We start from the raw sequence: 19148 nt of genomic DNA, 5'->3' as shown, positions 1-19148 counted from the left end.
CTCGCGCGGCGCAACGAGGCCCGCGCGGGCCCGGAACAGATCTGAACATCGACCCGACCGGGCGCCGCCCAGGCCGAACAACCGGCCCGTCGGCCCGGCGTCAGCCCGGTGGCCGTCGGATGGCCGTCAACCGTTGCGGTCGGCGACCTTGACGCCCCTTGGGTGCCGGTGAACACTTCCGGTGTCAGTCGACATCGCCATACATAGTCGGCGTATTCCGGCACTGTGGCGCGTGGGTGCGCCTACGCCAAGGCCCATCACCCCACGGGCGGTTCGGCTGCGACGGCACGCTCGTCACGGATGCCGGGCGGGGCGCGGGATCTTCCTGCCTTCGGTTGAAGTAGCCACGGGAAAACGCACCCTGCAGGTGAGGACCGGGGCCGATCGTCCCGGGCCAGGCTGAGGAGCAGCCATGACTAACGGAGACATTTTCGTCGGCGAGATGATCGGCACGGCGATTCTGATCCTGTTCGGTGCCGGCGTGTGCGCCGCCGTCACCTTGAGATTCTCGAAAGCACGGGCCTCCGGGTGGATCGTGATCGCGTTCGGCTGGGGCTTCGGCGTGCTGGCCGGTGCGTACACCGCCGCTCCCCTGTCCGGAGGGGTCATCAACCCCGCAGTCACCTTCGGCCTGGCCGTCGACACCGGCGTGTGGAGCAAGGTATGGGTCTACCTGCTGGGTCAGATCACCGGCGCCATGATCGGGGCCGTCCTGTGCTACCTCGTGTACTACGCCCAATTCGCGGCCAATGTGCGCAAGACGGGCACCACGGAGGGCACGGCGGACGAACCAGTGCCGACGCTGGGGATCTTCGCGACCATCCCGGAGATCAGGAACCCGATCGCCAACCTGGTCACCGAGATCCTCGCCACCATTGCACTGGTGCTGCCGATCCTGGCCCTGGTCGGGCAGGACAGGCACGTGGAGGGCATCGGCATCGGCCTGGTTCCCGGGGGCGGCGGCATCTACGGGTCCGGTATCGCGATCCTGCTGGTCTCCTTGCTGGTCGTCGGCATCGGCCTGTCCCTGGGCGGTCCCACCGGCTATGCCATCAACCCGGCCCGCGACCTCGGCCCGCGCATCATCCACGCCATCCTGCCGATCCCGAACAAGGGCACGTCCGACTGGGGCTACTCGTGGATCCCCGTCGTCGGACCACTGATCGGCGGCCTGCTCGGTGGCGTCATCTACAACGCAGCCTTCTGAACCAGCCGAAGGGGTAGCCATGACGGACAACTCCGCGAAGTACGTCGCAGCCATCGACCAGGGCACCACATCGAGCCGCTGCATCGTCTTCAGCCAGGACGGCGCGATCGTCGCCGTGGACCAGCGCGAGCACCGCCAGATCTTCCCGAAGCCCGGCTGGGTGGAGCACGACGCCACCGAGATCTGGTCCAAGGTGCAGGCGGTGGTCGCGGGAGCGCTCGCCAAGGCCGGTCTGAGGGCCGACCAGCTGAGCGCGATGGGGATCACCAACCAGCGCGAAACAACCCTCCTGTGGGACCGGGCGACCGGCAAACCGGTGCACAACGCGATCGTCTGGCAGGACACACGGACGGCGGCCCTCTGCAACCAGCTGGGCGGCTCGGACGGGCAGGACCGCTTCCGTGAGCAGACAGGCCTGCCGCTGGCCACCTACTTCTCCGGGCCCAAGGCGGCCTGGCTGCTCGACAACGTGCCCGACCTCCGGGCCCGTGCCGAGCGCGGCGAGATCGCCTTCGGCACGATGGACTCCTGGCTGATCTGGAACCTCACGGGCGGCACGGACGGCGGGCAGCACGTCACCGACGTGACCAACGCCGGGCGCACCATGCTGATGAACCTGGAGACCCTCCAGTGGGACCCCTCGATCCTCTCGGCGATGAACGTCCCCGAGGCCATGCTGCCCGAGATCCGGTCCTCCTCCGAGGTGTACGGCACGGCCGTGGGCCAGCTCGCCGGCGTCCCCGTGGCCTCCGCGCTGGGCGACCAGCAGGCCGCCGTGTTCGGCCAGGCCTGTTACGACGTCGGCACCGCGAAGAACACGTACGGCACGGGCAGCTTCCTGCTGCTCAACACCGGCAACCGTCCGGTGCCGTCGAAGAGCGGTCTGCTGACGACCATGGGGTACAAGATCGGCACTGAGGCGCCGGTCTACTGCCTGGAGGGCGCGATCGCCATCACGGGCGCGTTGGTCCAGTGGTTCCGGGACCAGCTCGGCATCATCCGGACGGCCGACGAGATTGAGCCCCTGGCGGCGAGCGTCGAGGACAACGGCGGCGCGTACATCGTGCCGGCGTTCTCAGGGCTGTTCGCGCCGTACTGGCGCTCCGACGCGCGGGGTGTGATCACGGGCCTCACGCGGTACGTCACGAAGGCGCACCTCGCGCGCGCGGTGCTGGAGGCGACGAGCTGGCAGACGCGCGAGGTCGTGGACGCCATGTACCAGGACTCCGGGGTGCACATCACGACCCTCAAGGTCGACGGCGGCATGACGAAGAACAACCTGCTGATGCAGCACCAGTCGGACGTGCTCGACGTGCCGGTGGTGCGGCCCAAGGTCTCCGAGACGACCTGCCTGGGCGCGGCGTACGCGGCCGGTCTGGCCACCGGTGTGTGGAACGACCTGGACGAGCTCAAGGCGCACTGGCAGAAGGACGTCGAATGGACGCCGAACATGGAGGCGTCGGTGCGGGACCGCGAGTACCACAACTGGCGCAAGGCCGTGGAGAAGAGCTTCGGTTGGGAGGAGGACGGCGACAGCTGACCACGTGCGCGTGGAGCGTCGCCACGGCTGCGGCCCGTACCCCGGTCGGCGGGGTGCGGGCCGTGCTCGTCGGTCATCGGATGCGGCGGTGCGCGTCGGTCATCGGATACGGCCGTGCGCGTCGGCCCTCGGTTACGGCCGTGCGCGTCGGCCCTCGGTTACGGGCCGTGGGCGCCGGTCTTCGGGCACGGGGGCCGTTCGCGTCGGTCCTCGGTGTCAGGAGGTCACGGCCTCGCGGCGGTCGGCCGCGTACGCCATGGCGTGCTGGACGACGCCGATGAGTGCCTCCTTGACCGATTCGCGGTCCCGGGCGTCGCACATCAAAAGCGGCACGCCCTCGTCGAGGTCGAGGGCTTGGCGGACGTCCTCGATGGGGTAACGGGGAGCGCCCTCGAAGCAGTTGACGCCGACGAGGAAGGGGATCGAGCGCCGTTCGAAGTAGTCGACGGCGGCGAAGCAGTCCTCCAGGCGGCGGGTGTCGGCGAGCACGACGGCACCGAGCGCGCCCTCGGAAAGTTCGTCCCACATGAACCAGAACCGCTCCTGCCCGGGTGTACCGAAGAGGTACAGCACGAGGTCCTCGCGGAGGGTGATGCGGCCGAAGTCCATGGCCACGGTCGTGGTGTTCTTGCCTTCCACGCCGCTGGTGTCGTCGACCGGGCGCCCGGCCTCGGTGAGCAGCTCCTCGGTGCGCAGCGGCCTGATCTCGCTGACCGCGCCGACGAGCGTGGTCTTGCCCACGCCGAAGCCGCCGGCCACCAGGATCTTGAGCGTGACGGGCTCGACCGGAGGCTTGCCGCGCTCAGAACGCCCGAAGATCATCGATCTCTTCTCCTGCTTGATGGGGGTCGGGCGACGGCGGGCCGTAGCCTCCGCCGCCTGGGGTTTCGATGACGAGTACGTCGCCGGGGACGAGGTCCGCGGAGTCGCTGCCGCCGAGTGCGGTCACCGTGCCGTCGGCGTGCTCCACCCGGTTGGCGCCGAGGGCACCCGGTTCACCGCCCGCCATGCCGTAGGGCGGGACCCGGCGGTGCTGGGACAGGGTGGAGACGGTCATGGGCTCGAGGAAGCGGATGCGGCGAACGGCGCCGTCCCCTCCGTGCCACCGTCCGGCGCCGCCGCTGCCGCGCCGGACTGCGAACTCCTCGAGGCGTACGGGCAGTCGCCATTCCAGAACCTCGGGGTCGGTGAGGCGGGAGTTGGTCATGTGGGTCTGGACGACGGGCGCGCCGGGAAAGCCGTCACCCGCGCCGGAGCCTGAGGCAACGGTTTCGTAGTACTGGTGGCGCTCGTTGCCGAAGGTGACGTTGTTCATGGTCCCGGAGCCCTCGGCCTGGACGCCGAGCGCCGCGTAGAGGGCGCCGGTGACTGCCTGGGAGGTCTCCACGTTGCCCGCGACGACGGCGGCGGGCGGCTCGGGGGCGAGCAGGGAACCCGGCGGAACAACGATGCTCAAGGGACGCAGACAGCCGTCGTTGAGGGGGATGTCGTCGGCCACGAGGGTGCGGAAGACGTACAGGACGGCCGCGTTGACGACCGAGAAGGGGGCGTTGAAGTTGGTGGGCAGCTGCGCGGACGTGCCGGTGAAGTCGATGGTCGCGGCCCGGTTCTCGCGGTCCACGCGCACGGCAACGCGGATGACGGCGCCCGCGTCGGTCTCGTAGGCGTAGTCGCCGTCGTCGAGGACGTCGATGACCCGGCGTACGGCCTCTTCGGCGTTGTCCTGGACGTGCCTCATGTAGGCCTGGACGACGTCGAGGCCGTAGTCCTCGATCATGCGGCCGACCTCGTCGACGCCCTTGCGGTTGGCGGCGATCTGGGCGCGCAGGTCGGCGAGGTTGGTCTTCGGGTTGCGGGAGGGATGGCGCGCCCCGGTGAGGAGGCTGAGGGTCTCGGCCTCGCGGAAGCGGCCGTTCTCGGCGAGCAGCCAGTTGTCGAAGAGGACGCCTTCCTGCTCGATGGTGCGGCTGCCCGCGGGCATGGAGCCGGGGGCGATGCCGCCGATCTCGGCGTGGTGGCCGCGTGAGGCGACGTAGAAGAGGATCTGCGGATCGCTGTCCGGCACACCCTCCGAGCCGCTCCTGGCATCACTCTCCGTGTCGGGCGGTGGTGCGGTGTCGAAGACCGGTGTGATCACGGTGACGTCGGGCAGGTGGGTGCCGCCGTGGTACGGGTCGTTGACGGCGTAGGTGTCGCCCGGGCGCATACGGGGGCCGCGCCGACGGATGACCTCCTTGACGCTCGTACCCATCGAGCCCAGGTGGACGGGGATGTGCGGGGCGTTGGCCACCAGGTTTCCGTCCGGATCGAAGAGGGCGCAGGAGAAGTCCAGGCGCTCCTTGATGTTGACGGACTGGGCGGTTGATTCGAGGCGGGCGCCCATCTGCTCGGCGATCGACATGAAGAGGTTGTTGAAGACCTCAAGCAGAACCGGGTCGACTTTCGTGTCGAGATCGGAACTCTGTGTAATCGCGGCGCGTTCCATGACCAGATGCCCGTCGTCGGTCGCCGCGGCCCGCCAGCCCTCGTCGACGACGGTCGTGGAGCTGGCTTCGGTGATGATCGCCGGGCCGGTGACGGTGTCGCCGGGAGGAAGGTCCTCGCGGCGGTGGAGGGGCACGTCGCGCCATGCGCCGTCCGTGTGGAGACGGACGGTCCGGGGTGCTGCGGAGTCGCGCCCGGGGCTGCCGTCGGGGGCGGCTCGCCAAGGGGCGAGGGCAGAGAGATCGGGGGATTCGGTGATGCCGGTGGCTTCGACAGAGAGGGCCTCGACGACGATCGGTCGGTCGAGCGTGAAGGAGTACGTGGCGCGATGACGTTCTTCGAAGGCGTGTCGCATCGTGCCGGGCTCGGTCAGCTCGACGGTGAGAGTGGTGTCCGTGCCGTCGTAGCGGAGTTCCGCGCGTCGGGTGACCTCGATGTGCTCCTCGGGGACGTCCTCGGCGAGGAGTTCGGCACGGGCCGCCGTCTCCAGGTCCTCGGCGGTCTCGAGGATGCCGGGCATCGAGGCGGCTGCCAGAGGGGCCTCGACGGACTGCTCGCGCATGGCGGTGGTGTCGGCGAGCCCGATGCCGAGCGCGGAGAGAACACCGGCCATGGGTGGTACGAGGACGGTGCGGATGCCGAGGGAGTCGGCGACCTTGCAGGCGTGCTGGCCGCCGGCCCCGCCGAACGTGGTGAGGACGTAGCGGGTGACGTCGTGGCCCTTCTGGACGGAGATCCGCTTCACCGCCGACGCGATGTTGGCCACGGCGATCTGCAGGTACCCCTCGGCGACCTGTTCCGGCGTGCGGTCGTCGCCGGTCTGCTCGCCGATCTCGCGGGCGAGGGCGGTGAAGCGGTCCCGGACGAGCGCCTCGTCGAGGGGCTCGTCGCCGCCCGGTCCGAACACCTTCGGGAAGTAGGCGGGCTGGATCCGGCCGAGCATGACGTTGGCGTCGGTCACGGCGAGCGGCCCACCGCCCCGGTAGCAGGCAGGTCCGGGGTCCGCGCCCGCCGAGTCCGGCCCTACGCGGTAGCGGGAGCCGTCGAAGTGCAGAACGGAACCGCCGCCGGCGGCGACGGTGTGGATGTCCAGCATCGGGGCGCGCAGCCGGACGCCGCCGATCCGGCTGGTGAAGACGCGCTCGTACGCGCCGGCGAAATGGGAGACGTCGGTGGAGGTGCCGCCCATGTCGAAACCGATCACGCGGTCGAAGCCGGCGAGCTGCGACATCCGGGCCATGCCGACGATGCCTCCGGCCGGCCCGGACAGGATGGCGTCCTTCCCGCGGAACTGCCCGGCCTCGGTGAGGCCGCCGTTGGACTGCATGAACATCAGCCGTACGCCTTCGAGCTCGTCGGCGACGTGCCGGACGTATCGGCGCAGCACGGGCGAGAGGTAGGCATCGACGACGGCGGTGTCTCCGCGGGGGACGAGCTTCATCAGGGGGCTGGCCTCGCCGGAGAGCGAGATCTGCGGAAAGCCGATGCGGGCGGCGAGCTCCCCGACGGCCTGTTCGTGGGCCGGGTGGAGGTGGCTGTGCATGCACACCACGGCGACGGCGCGGATCCCGTCGTCGTACGCCTCCTGGAGCGGCCCGGCGAGGGCGTCCAGGTCGGGGGCGCGCAGGACGGTGCCGTCGGCGGCGATGCGCTCGTCGACCTCGACGACCCGTTCGTACAGCAGCTCGGGGAGGTCGATGCGGCGGGCGAAGATGCTCGGGCGGTTCTGGTAGGCGATGCGCAGGGCGTCGCGGAAGCCGCGGGTGATGAGCAGCAGCGTGCGCTCACCCTTGCGCTCCAGGAGGGCGTTGGTCGCGACGGTGGTCCCCATGCGCACGCTGTCGACGGGGGCGTCGGAGCCGGCCAGCAGCGTGCGGACACCCTCGACGGCGGCGTCGGCGTAGCGGGCGGGGTTGTCCGAGAGCAGTTTGTGCGTGAGCAGCCGGCCGTCCGGGCGCCGGGCGACGACGTCGGTGAAGGTGCCGCCGCGGTCCACCCAGAACTGCCAGCCAGTCACGTCAGTACCCCGCTTCCGCGCTGCTCACAGCGCCCGGAGGCCGTTGATCACGTCGCGCAGAATACTCTCGTCCGGCAGCTCGGCAGGGGGTACGGGCCGGTTCACATGGACGAATTCTCCGTCCACGAGATCTCCGACGAGGACCCGTACCACTCCGATCGGCAGGTCGAGTTCCGCTGCGAGTTCGGCGACCGACTGCGGGATGTCACGGCACAGTTCGACGATGTCCACGTGCTCCGGGGAGAGCATGTGGTCTGCCTCCGGATCGTCCGCGTGCGGCTCCGCGACCACGACCGCGATCAGGTCCAGGCGGTGCTGGCCCTGGCTGCTGGTGCGGCCGCGGGTCATGGCGTACGGGCGGACGACCGGTCCGGCGTCGTCGTCGAACCAGTGACTTCTTCCCTGACCGTCAGCGCTCATGTCATCCCACTACCCGCCTGCGGGCAGATCGGTGCGCGGAGCGGCGGCCAGATGCACGCCGACTCGCTTCACGAGCAGCGTCATCTCGTAGGCGACCTGACCGACGTCCGAGTCGGCGTCCGAGAGGACGGCGAGGCAGCTGCCGTCACCGGCGGCCGTCACGAAGAGGAAGGCGTCGTCGAGCTCGACGACCGTCTGGCGGACGTTGCCGGCCTCGAAGTGACGCCCCACGCCCTTGGCGAGGCTGTGGAACCCGGAGGCGACGGCGGCCAGGTGCTCGCTGTCCTCCCTGGTCAGGTCCTTGGACACGCCCGTCGGCAAACCGTCGCCGGAGAGCACGAGGGCCTTGCGGATGCTCGCGACTCGGTCCACCAGGTCGTCGAGGAGCCAGTTCAGCTCGCCCTTGATCGTCGCGGTGTGGCCGGTCGCCTTCGGTGCGGTCATCGACCGTCCCCCTCTGTCGTTCCTTGTGGTGCTGCGCCGCTGTGGGCGGTATCGCCCGCGGCGTTCTCCTCACGGCCGCGCTGCCAGCCCCGCTGGAGCGATGCCATGCGGCTGCGTACTTCTTCGGCGTCGCGTTCGACGGGCTCGGCCCCGTCGTCGGTACGCGGCTCCGACCTGCGCTTCAGCTGCGGGGCCAGGTTCGCCTGCCGGACGCGCCGGGGAAGCGGGGCCGTGCCGGAACCGGGCTGTGGTGCGGATCCGGTCCCCTGGGGTGTGGCGCCGATCCCCCGGGATATGGCGCCGGAGCCTGTCTCGTGGCGCGAGGACCCGAAGGTGGTCTCCGAGGAGCCGGAGCGGTGGTCGGGTGCCTCGGGGCCGCTCGATGCGATCTCCGCGCGGCGGGTCCGCTTCGGGAGGACGGGTGGCTCCGATCGGTCGCCCACGGCGCCGCCGGGCGAGGCCGGGGATGCGGTGTGGTCCTCGTTACGGTCGGCCGCGCCGATGCCGCGGCGGGTGGAGTCGGTCCCGCGACGGCGGGCCGGCAGCGGTGGCGGTGCGTCCGGCAGGGCGTCGCCCCGACCGCTGCCGGACGACGAGCTCTCGGTGCGGCGCCGGCCCGGAAGGGCGGGCGCGGGTTCGGGTCCCGGCCGGCCGGTGGCCCGGCTGCTCGCGGGCTCCTCGCTCCGGCGGCGTGACGAGAGTGCGGAGGTGGGGCTCGGCTCCGTTCGGCCCGGGGCCGCGGTGGTCTCCTCGTCCGTCCTGCCTCGCCGGGTGCGCTGCTCGGTGACGGGGCGTCCGTGCGAGCTGACCAGCTTGGGGGTGTGGCGGCGGGGCAGGGAGACCGGAGAACCTGGCACGTCGTCGGCGTCCGTTCCGTCCCCCGTGCCGCGGGAGTCGGCGGTCCGGCGCGGATCGGTGCGCCGGACCGCGGTCTCGTCCGGGGCGCGGGTGAGGGAGTGGCGGGTCCGGAACAGGCCGCCGTGTTCGCCGTCCTCGCCCTCGATGGCTCCCGGGAGGTCTCCGATGGCGTCCAGGTCGACGGGCGCCTCCAGCTCGACCGGTCCGTCCAGCAGGGAGGCGGGCAGGCCGGGACGCTGCGCGGACGCGTGGGACAGCGTGGCGCGGCGGCTGTCCTGCGGTTCGCTCTCCGGGGCCAGCCGGGGCCGGTCGAGCCGGAAGCCGATGCCGTTGGTGTCCGGGACATCGTCGGTCAGCAGCGCGTCGGGGATGAAGACCACGGCGGTCGTGCCGCCGTACGGGGAGGGCTGCAGGGAGACCCGGACGTTCTGGCGCTGGGCGAGCCGGCTGACCACGAACAGGCCGAGCCGGTCGGTGTCGGAGAGCTCGAACTCCGGCGTCTCGGCCAGCCGGAGGTTGGCGTCCAGAAGCGCTTCGGCCGCCATGCCGAGGCCACGGTCGTGAATCTCCAGGGTGAAGCCGTTGGCGACGCGTTCGCCCAGGACCTGGACGGCGGTGTGCGGCGGCGAGAAGACCGTTGCGTTCTCCAACAGTTCGGCCACGAGGTGCGTGAGGTCGGCGACGGCCGGGCCGCTGATGGCGATCCGCGGAAGGCGGCGGACCTCGATGCGCTCGTAGTCCTCGACCTCGGCGACGGCGGCGCGCACGACGTCCATCAGCTGGACGGGCTTGCGCCACTGCCGGGAGGGCGCGGCGCCGGAGAGGATCACCAGGCCCTCGGCATGCCGGCGCATGCGGGTGGTCAGGTGGTCGAGGCGGAACAGGTCGGCGAGTTCCTCGGTGTCCTCGGTCCGGCGCTCCATGGCGTCGAGGAGGGTGAGCTGCTTGTGCAGCAGAACCTGGCTGCGGCGCGCGAGGTTGACGAAGACCTCGGAGACGCCGGCGCGCAGTTCGGCCTGCTTGACGGCGGCTTCGACGGCGGCACGCTGCAGGGTGTTGAGGGCCTGGCCGACCTCGCCCATCTCGTTCTTGTCGTATTCGAGGCGCGGGACCTCGGTCTCGACGTCGACCTGCTCGCCCGCGGAGAGGCGGCGCATGACGCTGGGCAGCCGTACTCCGGACGCTTCGTGGGCCTCCAGGCGCAGTTGCCGCAGATCGCGGATGAGGGTGCGGCCGACGCGCACGGACAGGAAGAGGGAGACCAGGAGCGCGATCAGGCCGAGTGCACCGGCGATGACGGCCTTGGCGATGACACCGACGGCCACGGGGTGGACGCGGTCCTGGTAGCGGTCGTTGGCCTGGTCGTTGAGAGTGCCGAGCTCGTCGAGCACGTTGCCGGCGGCGCTGTCCCAGCTCTTGGCGGAGACGCCGCGGGGGCTTCCGGCGCCGGAGGAGACGGCGGCTTCCTCGGCCACGCGCAGGGGAGCGGAGGAGGCGTTCTTCCAGAAGGTCTGGTAGCGGTCGCGTTCCGCCACGGGCAGCAGCGGCAGGTTGACGTCGTACATCAGGGTCCGCTGGGCCACGAGGTCGGAGATGTCCCGCTCCTCGGAGTGCGAGATCCTGCCGACGATCAGGGCGGAGCCGAGGAGGGCGTCCTCGCGGGAGAGCAGCTCGCGGGCGCGGGCGAGGTTGACCAGCGCGCGGTACTGCTTGTCCAGCTCGACGTTGTCGACCACGTGCAGGTTGGTGAGGAGCACGTAGCAGGGGTCGACCAGCCGGTTGTAGAGGTCGAGGGCCTGGGTGCGGTTGACGGTGCCGTCCTCGACGCTGCGGCGCAGGGATTCGATGCCCTCGAAGGCGTCCAGGACGGCGGTCAGCCGTTCGTCGGTGTCCGCGCCCATCGCGTCGCGCACGTCCGGGTTCCGGGCGTTCTCGCGGATGCTGCTGACGGCCTTGTCGGTGGCGGTCCTGCCGCGCCGGAGTGCGGCGAGTCCGTCGGAGGCGCGAGGGTCGGCGAGGTAGACGAGGGTCTGGCGGCGTTCCTCCTGGAGGACGCGGACGGTGTCCTCGATGGGGTAGCCGATCTTCTCCACCACGGACGACACGTTGAACAGGTCGCCCGCCTCACGTCCCGTGAGTACCGTGGCAAAGGCCCAGATCGCGGTCAGGGACACCAGCGGCACGAGGAGAAGCGCCACGATCTTCCGGCGGATGGACTTCCCGCGAAAGCGCATGGCCTCCCCCAGCTCGGGCCCCCGGCTACCGGGGGTACACATGTGCGTCAACAAACGGCGCGAGCCTACTACCGACCCGCGGCGAACTCGAAGACCGGTCCGGAACCTGAAGTTCCGCGCCAGCCACGCGGCATGGCGAGTTGTCCGGGCATTGCGGGAGTTGTCTCCCCGAATCCGGTGGTCGCGGTGCGGGCCAACTGCGCGACTCCGCCAGGGTGGTTGGCTGAAATTTTTCGGTACTTGGGAATCTTCGTGCGGAGTTGTTCGTCCTTCTCTGTGGGGAACGGGGGCGGAATCGGCCACAGGAGCCGCGTCCCGCACCCGGGCGGCGTAAAACAGCGCAAGCCGGGCAGCCACTGGGGAGCACGGGTCTTCGGATGCGAGCGAGCGGTCTGCTGGCGGTGGGGAGTGACACGGTGATGGGCACGGCGGAACGGCGCGGTGCGCCCAGGGCGAGTGGGGCGCGGCTGACGGGGCATCGGGATCCCGGGGCGACCGATCGCGACATGTCCGAGGGCGCGGCGGAGCCCTTGGGCCGAGAGAGGGGGGTTCCGGTTCGCGAGGCGGGTCATGACACCCACGAGCAGTACTACCGGCCCCTGTGGGTCGAGGAGCCCGCACGACGGCGCCGCCTGCCGGATCCGGTGCGGACGGCGGCGGTGCGGGCGGTCCTCCTCATAGCCGTGACGTTGATGCAGGCGATGGTGGCCTTCCTGTGCACGATGGCCGGGTCCTGGCTGGCGTTCCCCATGGTGATCAGCAGTGTGGTCAGCACGATCGCGGCCACCTGGGGAGCGCTCGACGTGTGGGTGACGCGCCAGGTCTGGAACCAGCGCAACGGCGTGGTCTCCGTGCCGAGCAGCACGGCGCGGGCCCTGCGGCGCGAGCGGCGCCGGGCCCGGCGGCAGGAGAGGGTCGCCGAGCGGGGCCAGGAGCGGATACGCCGGCGGGGTGGGGCCGGGCAGCTGTCCCATTCGTGAGGCATGGCGAGAGTGAGCCGGGGCGAGGTCACCGGATGCGAGAGCGGCCGCCGGGCCGAGACTCGGCCCGGCGCATCCTCAACATGGGGGTCCCGCGCATCTTCACCGTGGACCGCGCGTCCCCACAGGAAGGCCCCGGACCGCCTCACCGGAGGGCCGACGGTGCCCGCCCCTCCCCCGCGCCCCGTGCGAGTTCGCGTCTGGCCCGCATGAACGGACGCGGGCGGTCCACGGCGAGTACGGCCGTCGTACGGCCGTCCCGCTCGTAGCGGGCGAGGAAGCCGCCCTCGGCCGGTGCGCCGTCGGAGAGTTCGCCCTCGGTGATGCGGACGGTGTCGCCGTCCCGGTGTCGGCCGGCGAATTGGATGCGGGCGCCGTACTGGTCGGACCAGAAGTAGGGCACCGCGTCGGCGGTCTCGGCGGTGCGGCCGGCGAGCAGGTTGGTCACTGCGACCTTGGGCTGCTGGGTGGCGGAGGTCCAGTGTTCGGCGCGGTCACCGCCGACGCTTGCGACATCGCCGACGGCGACGACCTGCGGCAGGGCCGTCACGCAACCGTCGTCGCACAGGACGCCGTCCCGCAATGCCAGGGTCGAGCCGACGAGCCAGGCGGTGTTGGGGACGGCGCCGATGCCGACGATCACGACGTCCGCCGGGAGGGTGCGGCCGTCGGTGAGGTCCACTCCGCTGACGGAGGCGGTACCCCGCAGCCCGGCCACGCCGGTGCCGGTGACCAGATCCACGCCGGCGCGGCGGTGCAGTGCGGCGCACACGGCGGCCATCTCGGCGCCCAGTTGGGGCACGAGCGGGAGCGGGGCGGCCTCGACGACGGTGACGCTGTGACCGAGGGAGGAGCAGGAGGACGCGGTCTCTGCGCCGATGAAGCCGCCGCCGATGACGACGACCCGGCGCGGGCCCCGGCTGAGTTCCTCACGCAGGGCCGTTGCGTCGTCGAGGGTGCGCAGCGTGTGGACCCCGGCCAGGGTGTCGCCGGGCAGCCGGCGGGCCGAGGCACCGGTGGCGATGACGACGCCGTCGGTGGAGAGGGTGCGTCCGTCGTCCAGCAGCACGGTGCGGCCTCGGGCGTCGAGGGCGCGGGCACGGACGCCGAGGATCCACTCGGCGCCGAGTTCGGCGGTCTCCTCGGCGTCGGTGAGCGCGAGGTGGGTCTCGCCGGATCGGCCGGTGAGGAAGTCCTTGGAGAGGGGAGGTCGGTCGTAGGGCTCGTGGGGTTCGTCGCCGATGATCACGAGCCGCCCGTCGTAGCCCTGGGCGCGCAGTTCCCGGGCGGCGTAGAGGCCGGAGAGCGAGGCGCCGACGATCGTCACGGTTCGCATGCGGGGTGCCTCCTCGCGGCGCCGGGAGCGCCACCGACCGCACCAGCCGGGGTGCCGCCGCGGGTGCCGGGCTCGTCGGCCACACCGGCCGCGATGCGGGGCGCGCGGGCCCTCGGCGGGCGGGTGTCACCGGCCCCGGCGTGGCGCCGGCCGGCCCCGGCGATGTGGGCTCGACCGCCCGCGGTGTGGCACAGCGCGGCAGCCGCCCGCCCAGCCGCGCCACCCGTGCGCTGGGTGTTCACGCCGCTGTCCCCTCCTCCGCAGCGAGGTGGAGGTGGATGACGCCGTCGTCGACGGTGACGCGGTGGGTGCGGACGGGGCGGCGGGCCGGGAGGCAGGTGGGGACGCCCGTGCGCAGGTCGAACGAGGCGGCGTGCAGCGGGCATTCGACGAGGCAGCCCTCCAGCCAGCCCTCGGAGAGGGAGGCGTCCTGGTGGGTGCAGGTGTCGTCGATGGCGTAGAGATCGCCGTCGTCGGTGTGGAACACGGCGACGGGCGGGGTCGTCTCGACGCGGAAGGACTCACCCTTGGGGAGGTCTTCGAGGTGGCAGACGGGAATCATGGGCCCCCCTCTCGGTCCGGGACGCATGGTCCGGACCAGTTCGGCCAGACTGTAGGCAGTTCAGGAGTGCCGGACCGGGGCGGTTCCTGGCACGGGAAGGTGTTGGTGCACGTCATCCGGTCCCGCCCACGGGGAGGGCTCCCTGCCGGGAGTTCGTCCCCTACCGAGATCCGGACCCTTCGGTAACATGATGTTTCACATGGCGCATGAGCAAGCGCTATACGCAACAGAATCCGGGCGGGGCGACCGTCGCGTCAAGGGGTTCCCGCAGATGCGGCCCAAACAGGGCCGACAGGTGGTGAGAGTTCAGCCATGACCCGCACGCAGAAGCAGTCCGGCCAGGAGGAGAACGGCACGGAGAGCGGAGCCAAGCAGGGCGGCAGAGGCGCTGCGAGCGCCGTCCAGTCGGTGGACCGCGCCGTGAGTGTGCTGGAGATCCTCGCGCGGCACGGCGAGGCGGGGGTGACCGAGATCGCCGACGAACTGGACGTGCACAAGTCCACGGCGTTCCGGCTGCTCGGCGTTCTGGAGAACCGCGGCCTGGTGGCCCAGGCGAAGGACCGCGGCAAGTACTACCTGGGCGCCGGCGTACTGCGCCTCGCGGGGGCGGCGGCAGTACGGCTGGATGTCTCCCAGGAAGGCGTCCCGGTGTGCCGGGAACTCGCCGACGAGCTGGGCGAGACGGTCAACATCGCGGTCCTGGACGACGACGCGGCGGTCAACATCATGCAGGCTCGCGGCACCGCGTCCGTCACCGCGCAGAACTGGCTCGGCCGGCGCACCCCGCTGCATGCCACGGCCAGCGGAAAGGTGCTGCTCGCCCATCTGCCGCCGACCCTGCGCGAGGGGCTCCTGGCGCGCCCGCTGCACCGTTTCACGGAGCGCACCGCGACCGTCGCGTCCATGCTGCGCGGCGAGTTGGACACGGTGGTGCAGCAGGGGTACGCGATCACGGTGGAGGAGCTGGAGATCGGACTGGCGGCGGCGGCGTCTCCCGTGCGGGCGCACGACGGCAAGGTCATCGCGTCGCTCAGCGTCTCGGGGCCGGTGTACCGGCTGACCCAGGAGCGGCTGCCCGAGGTGGCCAAGCGGACGGAGGCGGCGGCGGTCGAGCTGTCCCGGCGTATGGGCTACGGCTTCTGACGTAGCGTCGGGGGTCGTCGGCAGCGGAAGCACAGCGCGGGATCAGGTGAAGTGCCTGGTCCCGCGCTGTTGTGTGTCCGGCGGGTTTCGCCCGTCCCGTTCCGTTTCCCAAGGGTTGACCCGAACCATGGCTCGCACCTCTTGACGGCTCCTCCATGGCGTTCCCACTATGTTCCCCATCGCGCAACCCATCGTGCATTGCGCAACAGCAGAGGAGCTTGTCGTGCCACACGAGGTCCGTGCCGTAGTCGCTGTCGAGAAGGGCGCACCCGTCGAGGTGCGGACGATCGTGGTTCCCGATCCCGGGCCCGGGGAGGTCCTCGTCGGCGTGCAGGCCTGCGGGGTCTGCCACACGGATCTGCACTACCGGGAGGGCGCGATCAACGACGACTTCCCGTTCCTGCTGGGCCATGAGGCGGCCGGCACGATCGAGGCGGTCGGCGAGGGGGTCACCGAGCTCAAGCCCGGCGACTACGTGGTGCTGGCCTGGCGGGCCCCCTGCGGCAGTTGCCGCTCCTGTCGCCGGGGCCGTCCCTGGTACTGCTTCGACTCCCGCAACGCCGGCCGGCCGATGACCCTGCTGGACGGCACGCCGCTCTCCAACGCCCTCGGCATCGGGGCGTTCGCCGAGAAGACGCTGGTCGCGGCGGGACAGGCGGTGAAGATCGACCCCGCGGCGCGCCCGGAGGCGGCCGGGCTCATCGGCTGCGGCGTGATGGCCGGGTACGGCGCGGCGGTCAACACCGGCAACGTCGGCCGAGGTGACTCGGTCGCCGTGATCGGCTGTGGCGGGGTGGGCAATGCGGCGATCGCGGGTGCCTGTCTCAACGGCGCCATGCAGGTCATCGCCGTGGACATCGACGACAGGAAGCTCGACCAGGCGGAGAAGTTCGGCGCCACACACACCGTCAACTCACGGGGTACGGACCCGGTCGAGGCGGTGCGGGAGCTCACCGGCGGCTTCGGCGTCGACATCGCGATCGACGCCGTGGGCCGCCCCGAGACCTTCCGGCAGGCCTTCTACATGCGCGACCACGCCGGTCTGCTGGTCCAGGTCGGTGTGCCGTCCCCCGAGATGAAGGTCGAACTGCCGCTGATCGACGTGTTCTCGCGGGGCGGCGCGATCAAGTCCTCCTGGTACGGCGACTGTCTGCCGAGCCGCGACTTTCCCTATCTCATCGACCAGTACCTGTACGGGTTGCTGGACCTCAACGCGTTCGTCAGCGAGACCATCGCCCTGGACCAGGTGGAGGCGGCCTTCGCGAAGATGCACCGGGGTGAGGTGCTGCGTTCGGTGGTCGTGCTGTGAGCGACCGTTCCGCACCTTCACACGGCCCCTAGGACCGTCGTAACCGAAGGCCCCAACGCCCCACTCCCCCAACGCGCACCCGTCCCGGCAACGCGCACCCCCTGGCAACGCGCACCCGTCCCGGCAAGGAGGGGCATGTCCAGCACACCCGAAAACCCCCGCGTGGTCGTCATCGGCGCCGGTATCGTCGGCTGCTCTCTCGCCGACGAACTGACCGCCCGCGGCTGGACCGACATCACCGTCCTCGAACAGGGCCCCCTGCCCGCCCCCGGCGGCTCCACCTCGCACGCCCCCGGCCTCGTCTTCCAGACCAACCCGTCGAAGACCCTCACCACCCTCGCCCGGTACACCGTCGAGAAGTTCACCTCGCTCGACGTCGACGGCGTCTCCTGCTTCCACCAGGTCGGCGGCCTGGAACTGGCCACCACCCCCGAACGCCTCGCCGAACTGCACCGCAGGGCCGGCTACGCCGCCTCCTGGGGCGTGCGCGGCGAGATCGTCGGCGCCGCACGCTGCAAGGAACTGTGGCCGCTGATCGACGAGTCGCTGGTCCTCGGCGGATTCCACACCCCCGACGACGGTCTCGCCCGGGCCCTGCTCGCCTCCCGGGCGCAGATGGCCCGGGCCTGCGCGCAAGGAGCCCGCTTCCTGGACCGGCACACGGTCACCGGCATCGAGCGGGAGGACGGCCGGGTCACCGGCGTCGTCACCGACCGGGGCACCTTCCCTGCCGACCACGTCGTCTCGGCGGCCGGCTTCTGGGGGCCGGTCATCGGCCGCATGGCCGGTATCGACGTCCCGCTCCAGCCGCTGGCCCACCAGTACGCCAGGACCGGGCCGCTCCCCGAACTGAGCGGCGCCACCGCGGAGGCCTCGAAGCCGATCCTGCGCTTCCAGGACCGCGACCTGTACTTCCGCGAGCACACCGACCGCATCGGCATCGGCTCGTACGCCCACCGGCCCCTTCCCGTCGACCCGTTCGCGGTGCTGCCGTACGACGAGGCCCGTGCCCGGAGCATGGACATGCCGTCCTCGTACCCCTTCACGCAGGAGGACTGGGCCCCCAGCTGGGCCGACTGCCGGGACCTCATGCCCGGCCTGCGCGACGCCGAGATCGAGGCGGGCTTCAACGGGGTCTTCTCCTTCACCCCGGACGGTATGCCGGTCCTCGGCGAGTCCCGGTGGCTGCGCGGCTTCTGGCTGGCCGAGGCCGTCTGGGTCACGCACTCCGCCGGTGTCGCCAAGGCCGTCGCCGAGTGGATGGTCGACGGGCGGCCCTCGATCGACCTGCACGAATGCGACCTCACACGCTTCGAGCAGGCGCAGCGCTCACCGTCGTACGTCCTCGAGCGCGGTGCGCAGCAGTTCGTCGAGGTGTACGACGTGATCCACCCGCTCCAGCCCATGGAGCGGCCCCGGCCCCTGCGCGTCAGCCCCTTCCACGCCCGGCAGCAGCAGCTCGGCGCGTACTTCCTGGAGGGCGGCGGCTGGGAGCGCCCGCACTGGTACGAGGCGAACGCCCCGCTCGTGGACGCCCTCGGGCCGCTGCCCGCGCGTGACGCCTGGTCGGCCCGCCACTGGTCCCCCGTCGCGGCCGCCGAGGCGAAGGCGACCCGCGAGGGCGTCGCCCTCTACGACATGACGCCCCTGCGCCGTCTGGAGGTCACCGGCCCCGGCTCCCTCGACTTCCTCGACCGGATGACCAGCAACAACCTCCGCAAGAAGCCCGGTGCGGTCACCTACAGCCTGCTCCTCGACGCCTCGGGCGGCATCCGCTCCGACCTCACCGTGGCCCGCCTCGCGTCCGACCGCTTCCAGGTCGGCGCCAACTCCCCCGCCGATCTGGACTGGCTGCTGCGCCACGCACCCGCCGACGTCCACATCCGGGACATCACCTCCGGCACGTGCTGCGTCGGTGTCTGGGGCCCGCTCGCCCGCGACCTCGTCCAGCCGCTCACCCCGGACGACTTCTCCCACGAGGCCTTCGGCTACTTCCGCGCCAAGGAGACCTACATCGGGCACGTCCCGGTGACAGCCATGCGGCTCAGCTACGTGGGCGAGCTCGGCTGGGAGCTGTACACCACCGCCGACCTGGGGCTGCGGCTCTGGGACACGCTGTGGGAGGCGGGACGGGAGCTCGGCGTGATCGCGGCGGGCCGGTCGGCGTTCAACTCCCTGCGCCTGGAGAAGGGCTACCGCGCCTGGGGCGTCGACATGACCGACGAGCACGACCCGTTCGAGGCCGGTGTCGGCTTCGCGGTCCGCATGGACCGGGACGACTTCGTCGGCAAGGCCGCGCTCGCCGGGAAGGGCGAGGCCACCCGGCGCCTCACCCCGCTGCTCCTCGACGACCCCGCCGCCGTGGTCCTCGGCAAGGAGCCCGTCTACGTCGACGGCCTCCCGGCCGGCTACGTCACCAGCGCGTCGTACGGCTACACGCTCGGCCGTTGCGTCGCCTACGCCTGGCTGCCCGCCGGTCTTCCCACGGGCACCGGCGTGCACATCGAGTACATCGGCGAGAAGGTCCCGGCCACGGTCGCGGACGAGCCGCTGTTCGACCCGAAGATGACGCGCATCCGCCGCTAGGGGGCATGCCTTGGCCTCTCTGAGGAGC

At 71.3% G+C, this 19148-nt stretch carries 14 protein-coding genes; 6 read left to right on the top strand and 8 right to left on the bottom strand.

Annotated features, from left to right (window positions below):
• The first annotated feature begins 412 nt into the window (after nt 1–412).
• Together K4G64_RS12420 and glpK are read left to right on the top strand one after the other, a co-directional pair.
• The gene (locus K4G64_RS12420) at nt 413–1207 is read left to right on the top strand and encodes an MIP/aquaporin family protein (protein WP_221756084.1); all 795 of its coding nucleotides are present in this window, start codon (nt 413–415) and stop codon (nt 1205–1207) included.
• Nucleotides 1208–1226: 19 nt separating this feature from the next.
• Complete coding sequence (gene glpK, locus K4G64_RS12415) at nt 1227–2747, top strand: glycerol kinase GlpK (protein ID WP_221756083.1); 1521 nt, start codon at nt 1227–1229, stop codon at nt 2745–2747.
• Nucleotides 2748–2963: 216 nt separating this feature from the next.
• On the opposite strand, the gene K4G64_RS12410 is transcribed toward glpK, so the two are convergent.
• From K4G64_RS12410 to K4G64_RS12390, 5 genes are read right to left on the bottom strand one after another with little or no spacing between them, the layout of a single operon-like run.
• Complete coding sequence (locus K4G64_RS12410) at nt 2964–3569, bottom strand: ATP/GTP-binding protein (RefSeq protein ID WP_221756082.1); 606 nt, start codon at nt 3567–3569, stop codon at nt 2964–2966.
• On the bottom strand, nt 3550–7248 hold the full coding sequence (locus K4G64_RS12405; RefSeq protein WP_221756081.1) for a hydantoinase B/oxoprolinase family protein: 3699 nt from the start codon (nt 7246–7248) through the stop codon (nt 3550–3552). The genes K4G64_RS12410 and K4G64_RS12405 overlap by 20 nt, the downstream gene beginning before the upstream one ends.
• Nucleotides 7249–7272: 24 nt before the next feature.
• Complete coding sequence (locus K4G64_RS12400) at nt 7273–7668, bottom strand: DUF742 domain-containing protein (RefSeq protein ID WP_031109092.1); 396 nt, start codon at nt 7666–7668, stop codon at nt 7273–7275.
• Nucleotides 7669–7677: 9 nt separating this feature from the next.
• Nucleotides 7678–8112 carry a roadblock/LC7 domain-containing protein gene (locus K4G64_RS12395; protein ID WP_031109090.1) on the bottom strand — a complete coding sequence of 145 codons (435 nt, stop codon included), beginning with the start codon at nt 8110–8112 and terminating at the stop codon, nt 7678–7680.
• Nucleotides 8109–11204: a nitrate- and nitrite sensing domain-containing protein gene (locus tag K4G64_RS12390; protein WP_221756080.1), complete on the bottom strand. Its 3096-nt coding sequence runs from the start codon at nt 11202–11204 to the stop codon at nt 8109–8111. Before K4G64_RS12390 ends, K4G64_RS12395 begins: the two co-directional genes overlap by 4 nt.
• A 419-nt stretch (nt 11205–11623) precedes the next feature.
• Here K4G64_RS12390 and K4G64_RS12385 point away from each other — a divergent pair, with 419 nt between their 5' ends.
• Complete coding sequence (locus K4G64_RS12385) at nt 11624–12184, top strand: hypothetical protein (protein ID WP_308122347.1); 561 nt, start codon at nt 11624–11626, stop codon at nt 12182–12184.
• A gap of 145 nt (nt 12185–12329) precedes the next feature.
• Here the strand turns inward: K4G64_RS12385 and K4G64_RS12380 are convergent, their stop codons facing one another.
• From K4G64_RS12380 to K4G64_RS12370, 3 genes are read right to left on the bottom strand one after another with little or no spacing between them, the layout of a single operon-like run.
• Nucleotides 12330–13520, bottom strand: coding sequence for an NAD(P)/FAD-dependent oxidoreductase (locus K4G64_RS12380; RefSeq protein WP_221756078.1), 1191 nt, complete (start codon nt 13518–13520; stop codon nt 12330–12332).
• The gene (locus K4G64_RS12375) at nt 13508–13762 is read right to left on the bottom strand and encodes a hypothetical protein (protein ID WP_221756077.1); all 255 of its coding nucleotides are present in this window, start codon (nt 13760–13762) and stop codon (nt 13508–13510) included. Before K4G64_RS12375 ends, K4G64_RS12380 begins: the two co-directional genes overlap by 13 nt.
• On the bottom strand, nt 13759–14082 hold the full coding sequence (locus K4G64_RS12370) for a bifunctional 3-phenylpropionate/cinnamic acid dioxygenase ferredoxin subunit (RefSeq protein ID WP_031107233.1): 324 nt from the start codon (nt 14080–14082) through the stop codon (nt 13759–13761). Before K4G64_RS12370 ends, K4G64_RS12375 begins: the two co-directional genes overlap by 4 nt.
• Before the next feature lie 312 nt (nt 14083–14394).
• Between K4G64_RS12370 and K4G64_RS12365 the strand changes: the two genes are divergently transcribed.
• The 3 genes from K4G64_RS12365 to K4G64_RS12355 all read left to right on the top strand — a co-directional run bounded on the left by K4G64_RS12365 (nt 14395) and on the right by K4G64_RS12355 (nt 19120).
• Nucleotides 14395–15225 carry an IclR family transcriptional regulator gene (locus K4G64_RS12365; protein ID WP_221756076.1) on the top strand — a complete coding sequence of 277 codons (831 nt, stop codon included), beginning with the start codon at nt 14395–14397 and terminating at the stop codon, nt 15223–15225.
• Nucleotides 15226–15448: 223 nt separating this feature from the next.
• The gene (locus K4G64_RS12360; RefSeq protein WP_221756075.1) at nt 15449–16534 is read left to right on the top strand and encodes an S-(hydroxymethyl)mycothiol dehydrogenase; all 1086 of its coding nucleotides are present in this window, start codon (nt 15449–15451) and stop codon (nt 16532–16534) included.
• Between the two features lie 135 nt (nt 16535–16669).
• The gene (locus K4G64_RS12355) at nt 16670–19120 is read left to right on the top strand and encodes an FAD-dependent oxidoreductase (RefSeq protein ID WP_221756074.1); all 2451 of its coding nucleotides are present in this window, start codon (nt 16670–16672) and stop codon (nt 19118–19120) included.
• Nucleotides 19121–19148 lie beyond the last annotated feature (28 nt).

Source organism: Streptomyces sp. WAC04114 (genome assembly GCF_019733245.1).
Classification (GTDB): domain Bacteria; phylum Actinomycetota; class Actinomycetes; order Streptomycetales; family Streptomycetaceae; genus Streptomyces; species Streptomyces massasporeus_A.
This window is presented reverse-complemented; position numbering and strand designations above follow the sequence as displayed.

Coding starts and splice junctions, on each gene's coding strand:
- glpK (WP_221756083.1), top strand. CDS start 1,227: ATGACGGACAACTCCGCGAAGTACGTCGCAGCCATCGACCAGGGCACC.
- K4G64_RS12390 (WP_221756080.1), bottom strand. CDS start 11,204: ATGCGCTTTCGCGGGAAGTCCATCCGCCGGAAGATCGTGGCGCTTCTC.
- K4G64_RS12400 (WP_031109092.1), bottom strand. CDS start 7,668: ATGAGCGCTGACGGTCAGGGAAGAAGTCACTGGTTCGACGACGACGCC.
- K4G64_RS12420 (WP_221756084.1), top strand. CDS start 413: ATGACTAACGGAGACATTTTCGTCGGCGAGATGATCGGCACGGCGATT.
- K4G64_RS12385 (WP_308122347.1), top strand. CDS start 11,624: ATGGGCACGGCGGAACGGCGCGGTGCGCCCAGGGCGAGTGGGGCGCGG.
- K4G64_RS12380 (WP_221756078.1), bottom strand. CDS start 13,520: ATGCGAACCGTGACGATCGTCGGCGCCTCGCTCTCCGGCCTCTACGCC.
- K4G64_RS12395 (WP_031109090.1), bottom strand. CDS start 8,112: ATGACCGCACCGAAGGCGACCGGCCACACCGCGACGATCAAGGGCGAG.
- K4G64_RS12355 (WP_221756074.1), top strand. CDS start 16,670: ATGTCCAGCACACCCGAAAACCCCCGCGTGGTCGTCATCGGCGCCGGT.
- K4G64_RS12370 (WP_031107233.1), bottom strand. CDS start 14,082: ATGATTCCCGTCTGCCACCTCGAAGACCTCCCCAAGGGTGAGTCCTTC.
- K4G64_RS12365 (WP_221756076.1), top strand. CDS start 14,395: ATGACCCGCACGCAGAAGCAGTCCGGCCAGGAGGAGAACGGCACGGAG.
- K4G64_RS12410 (WP_221756082.1), bottom strand. CDS start 3,569: ATGATCTTCGGGCGTTCTGAGCGCGGCAAGCCTCCGGTCGAGCCCGTC.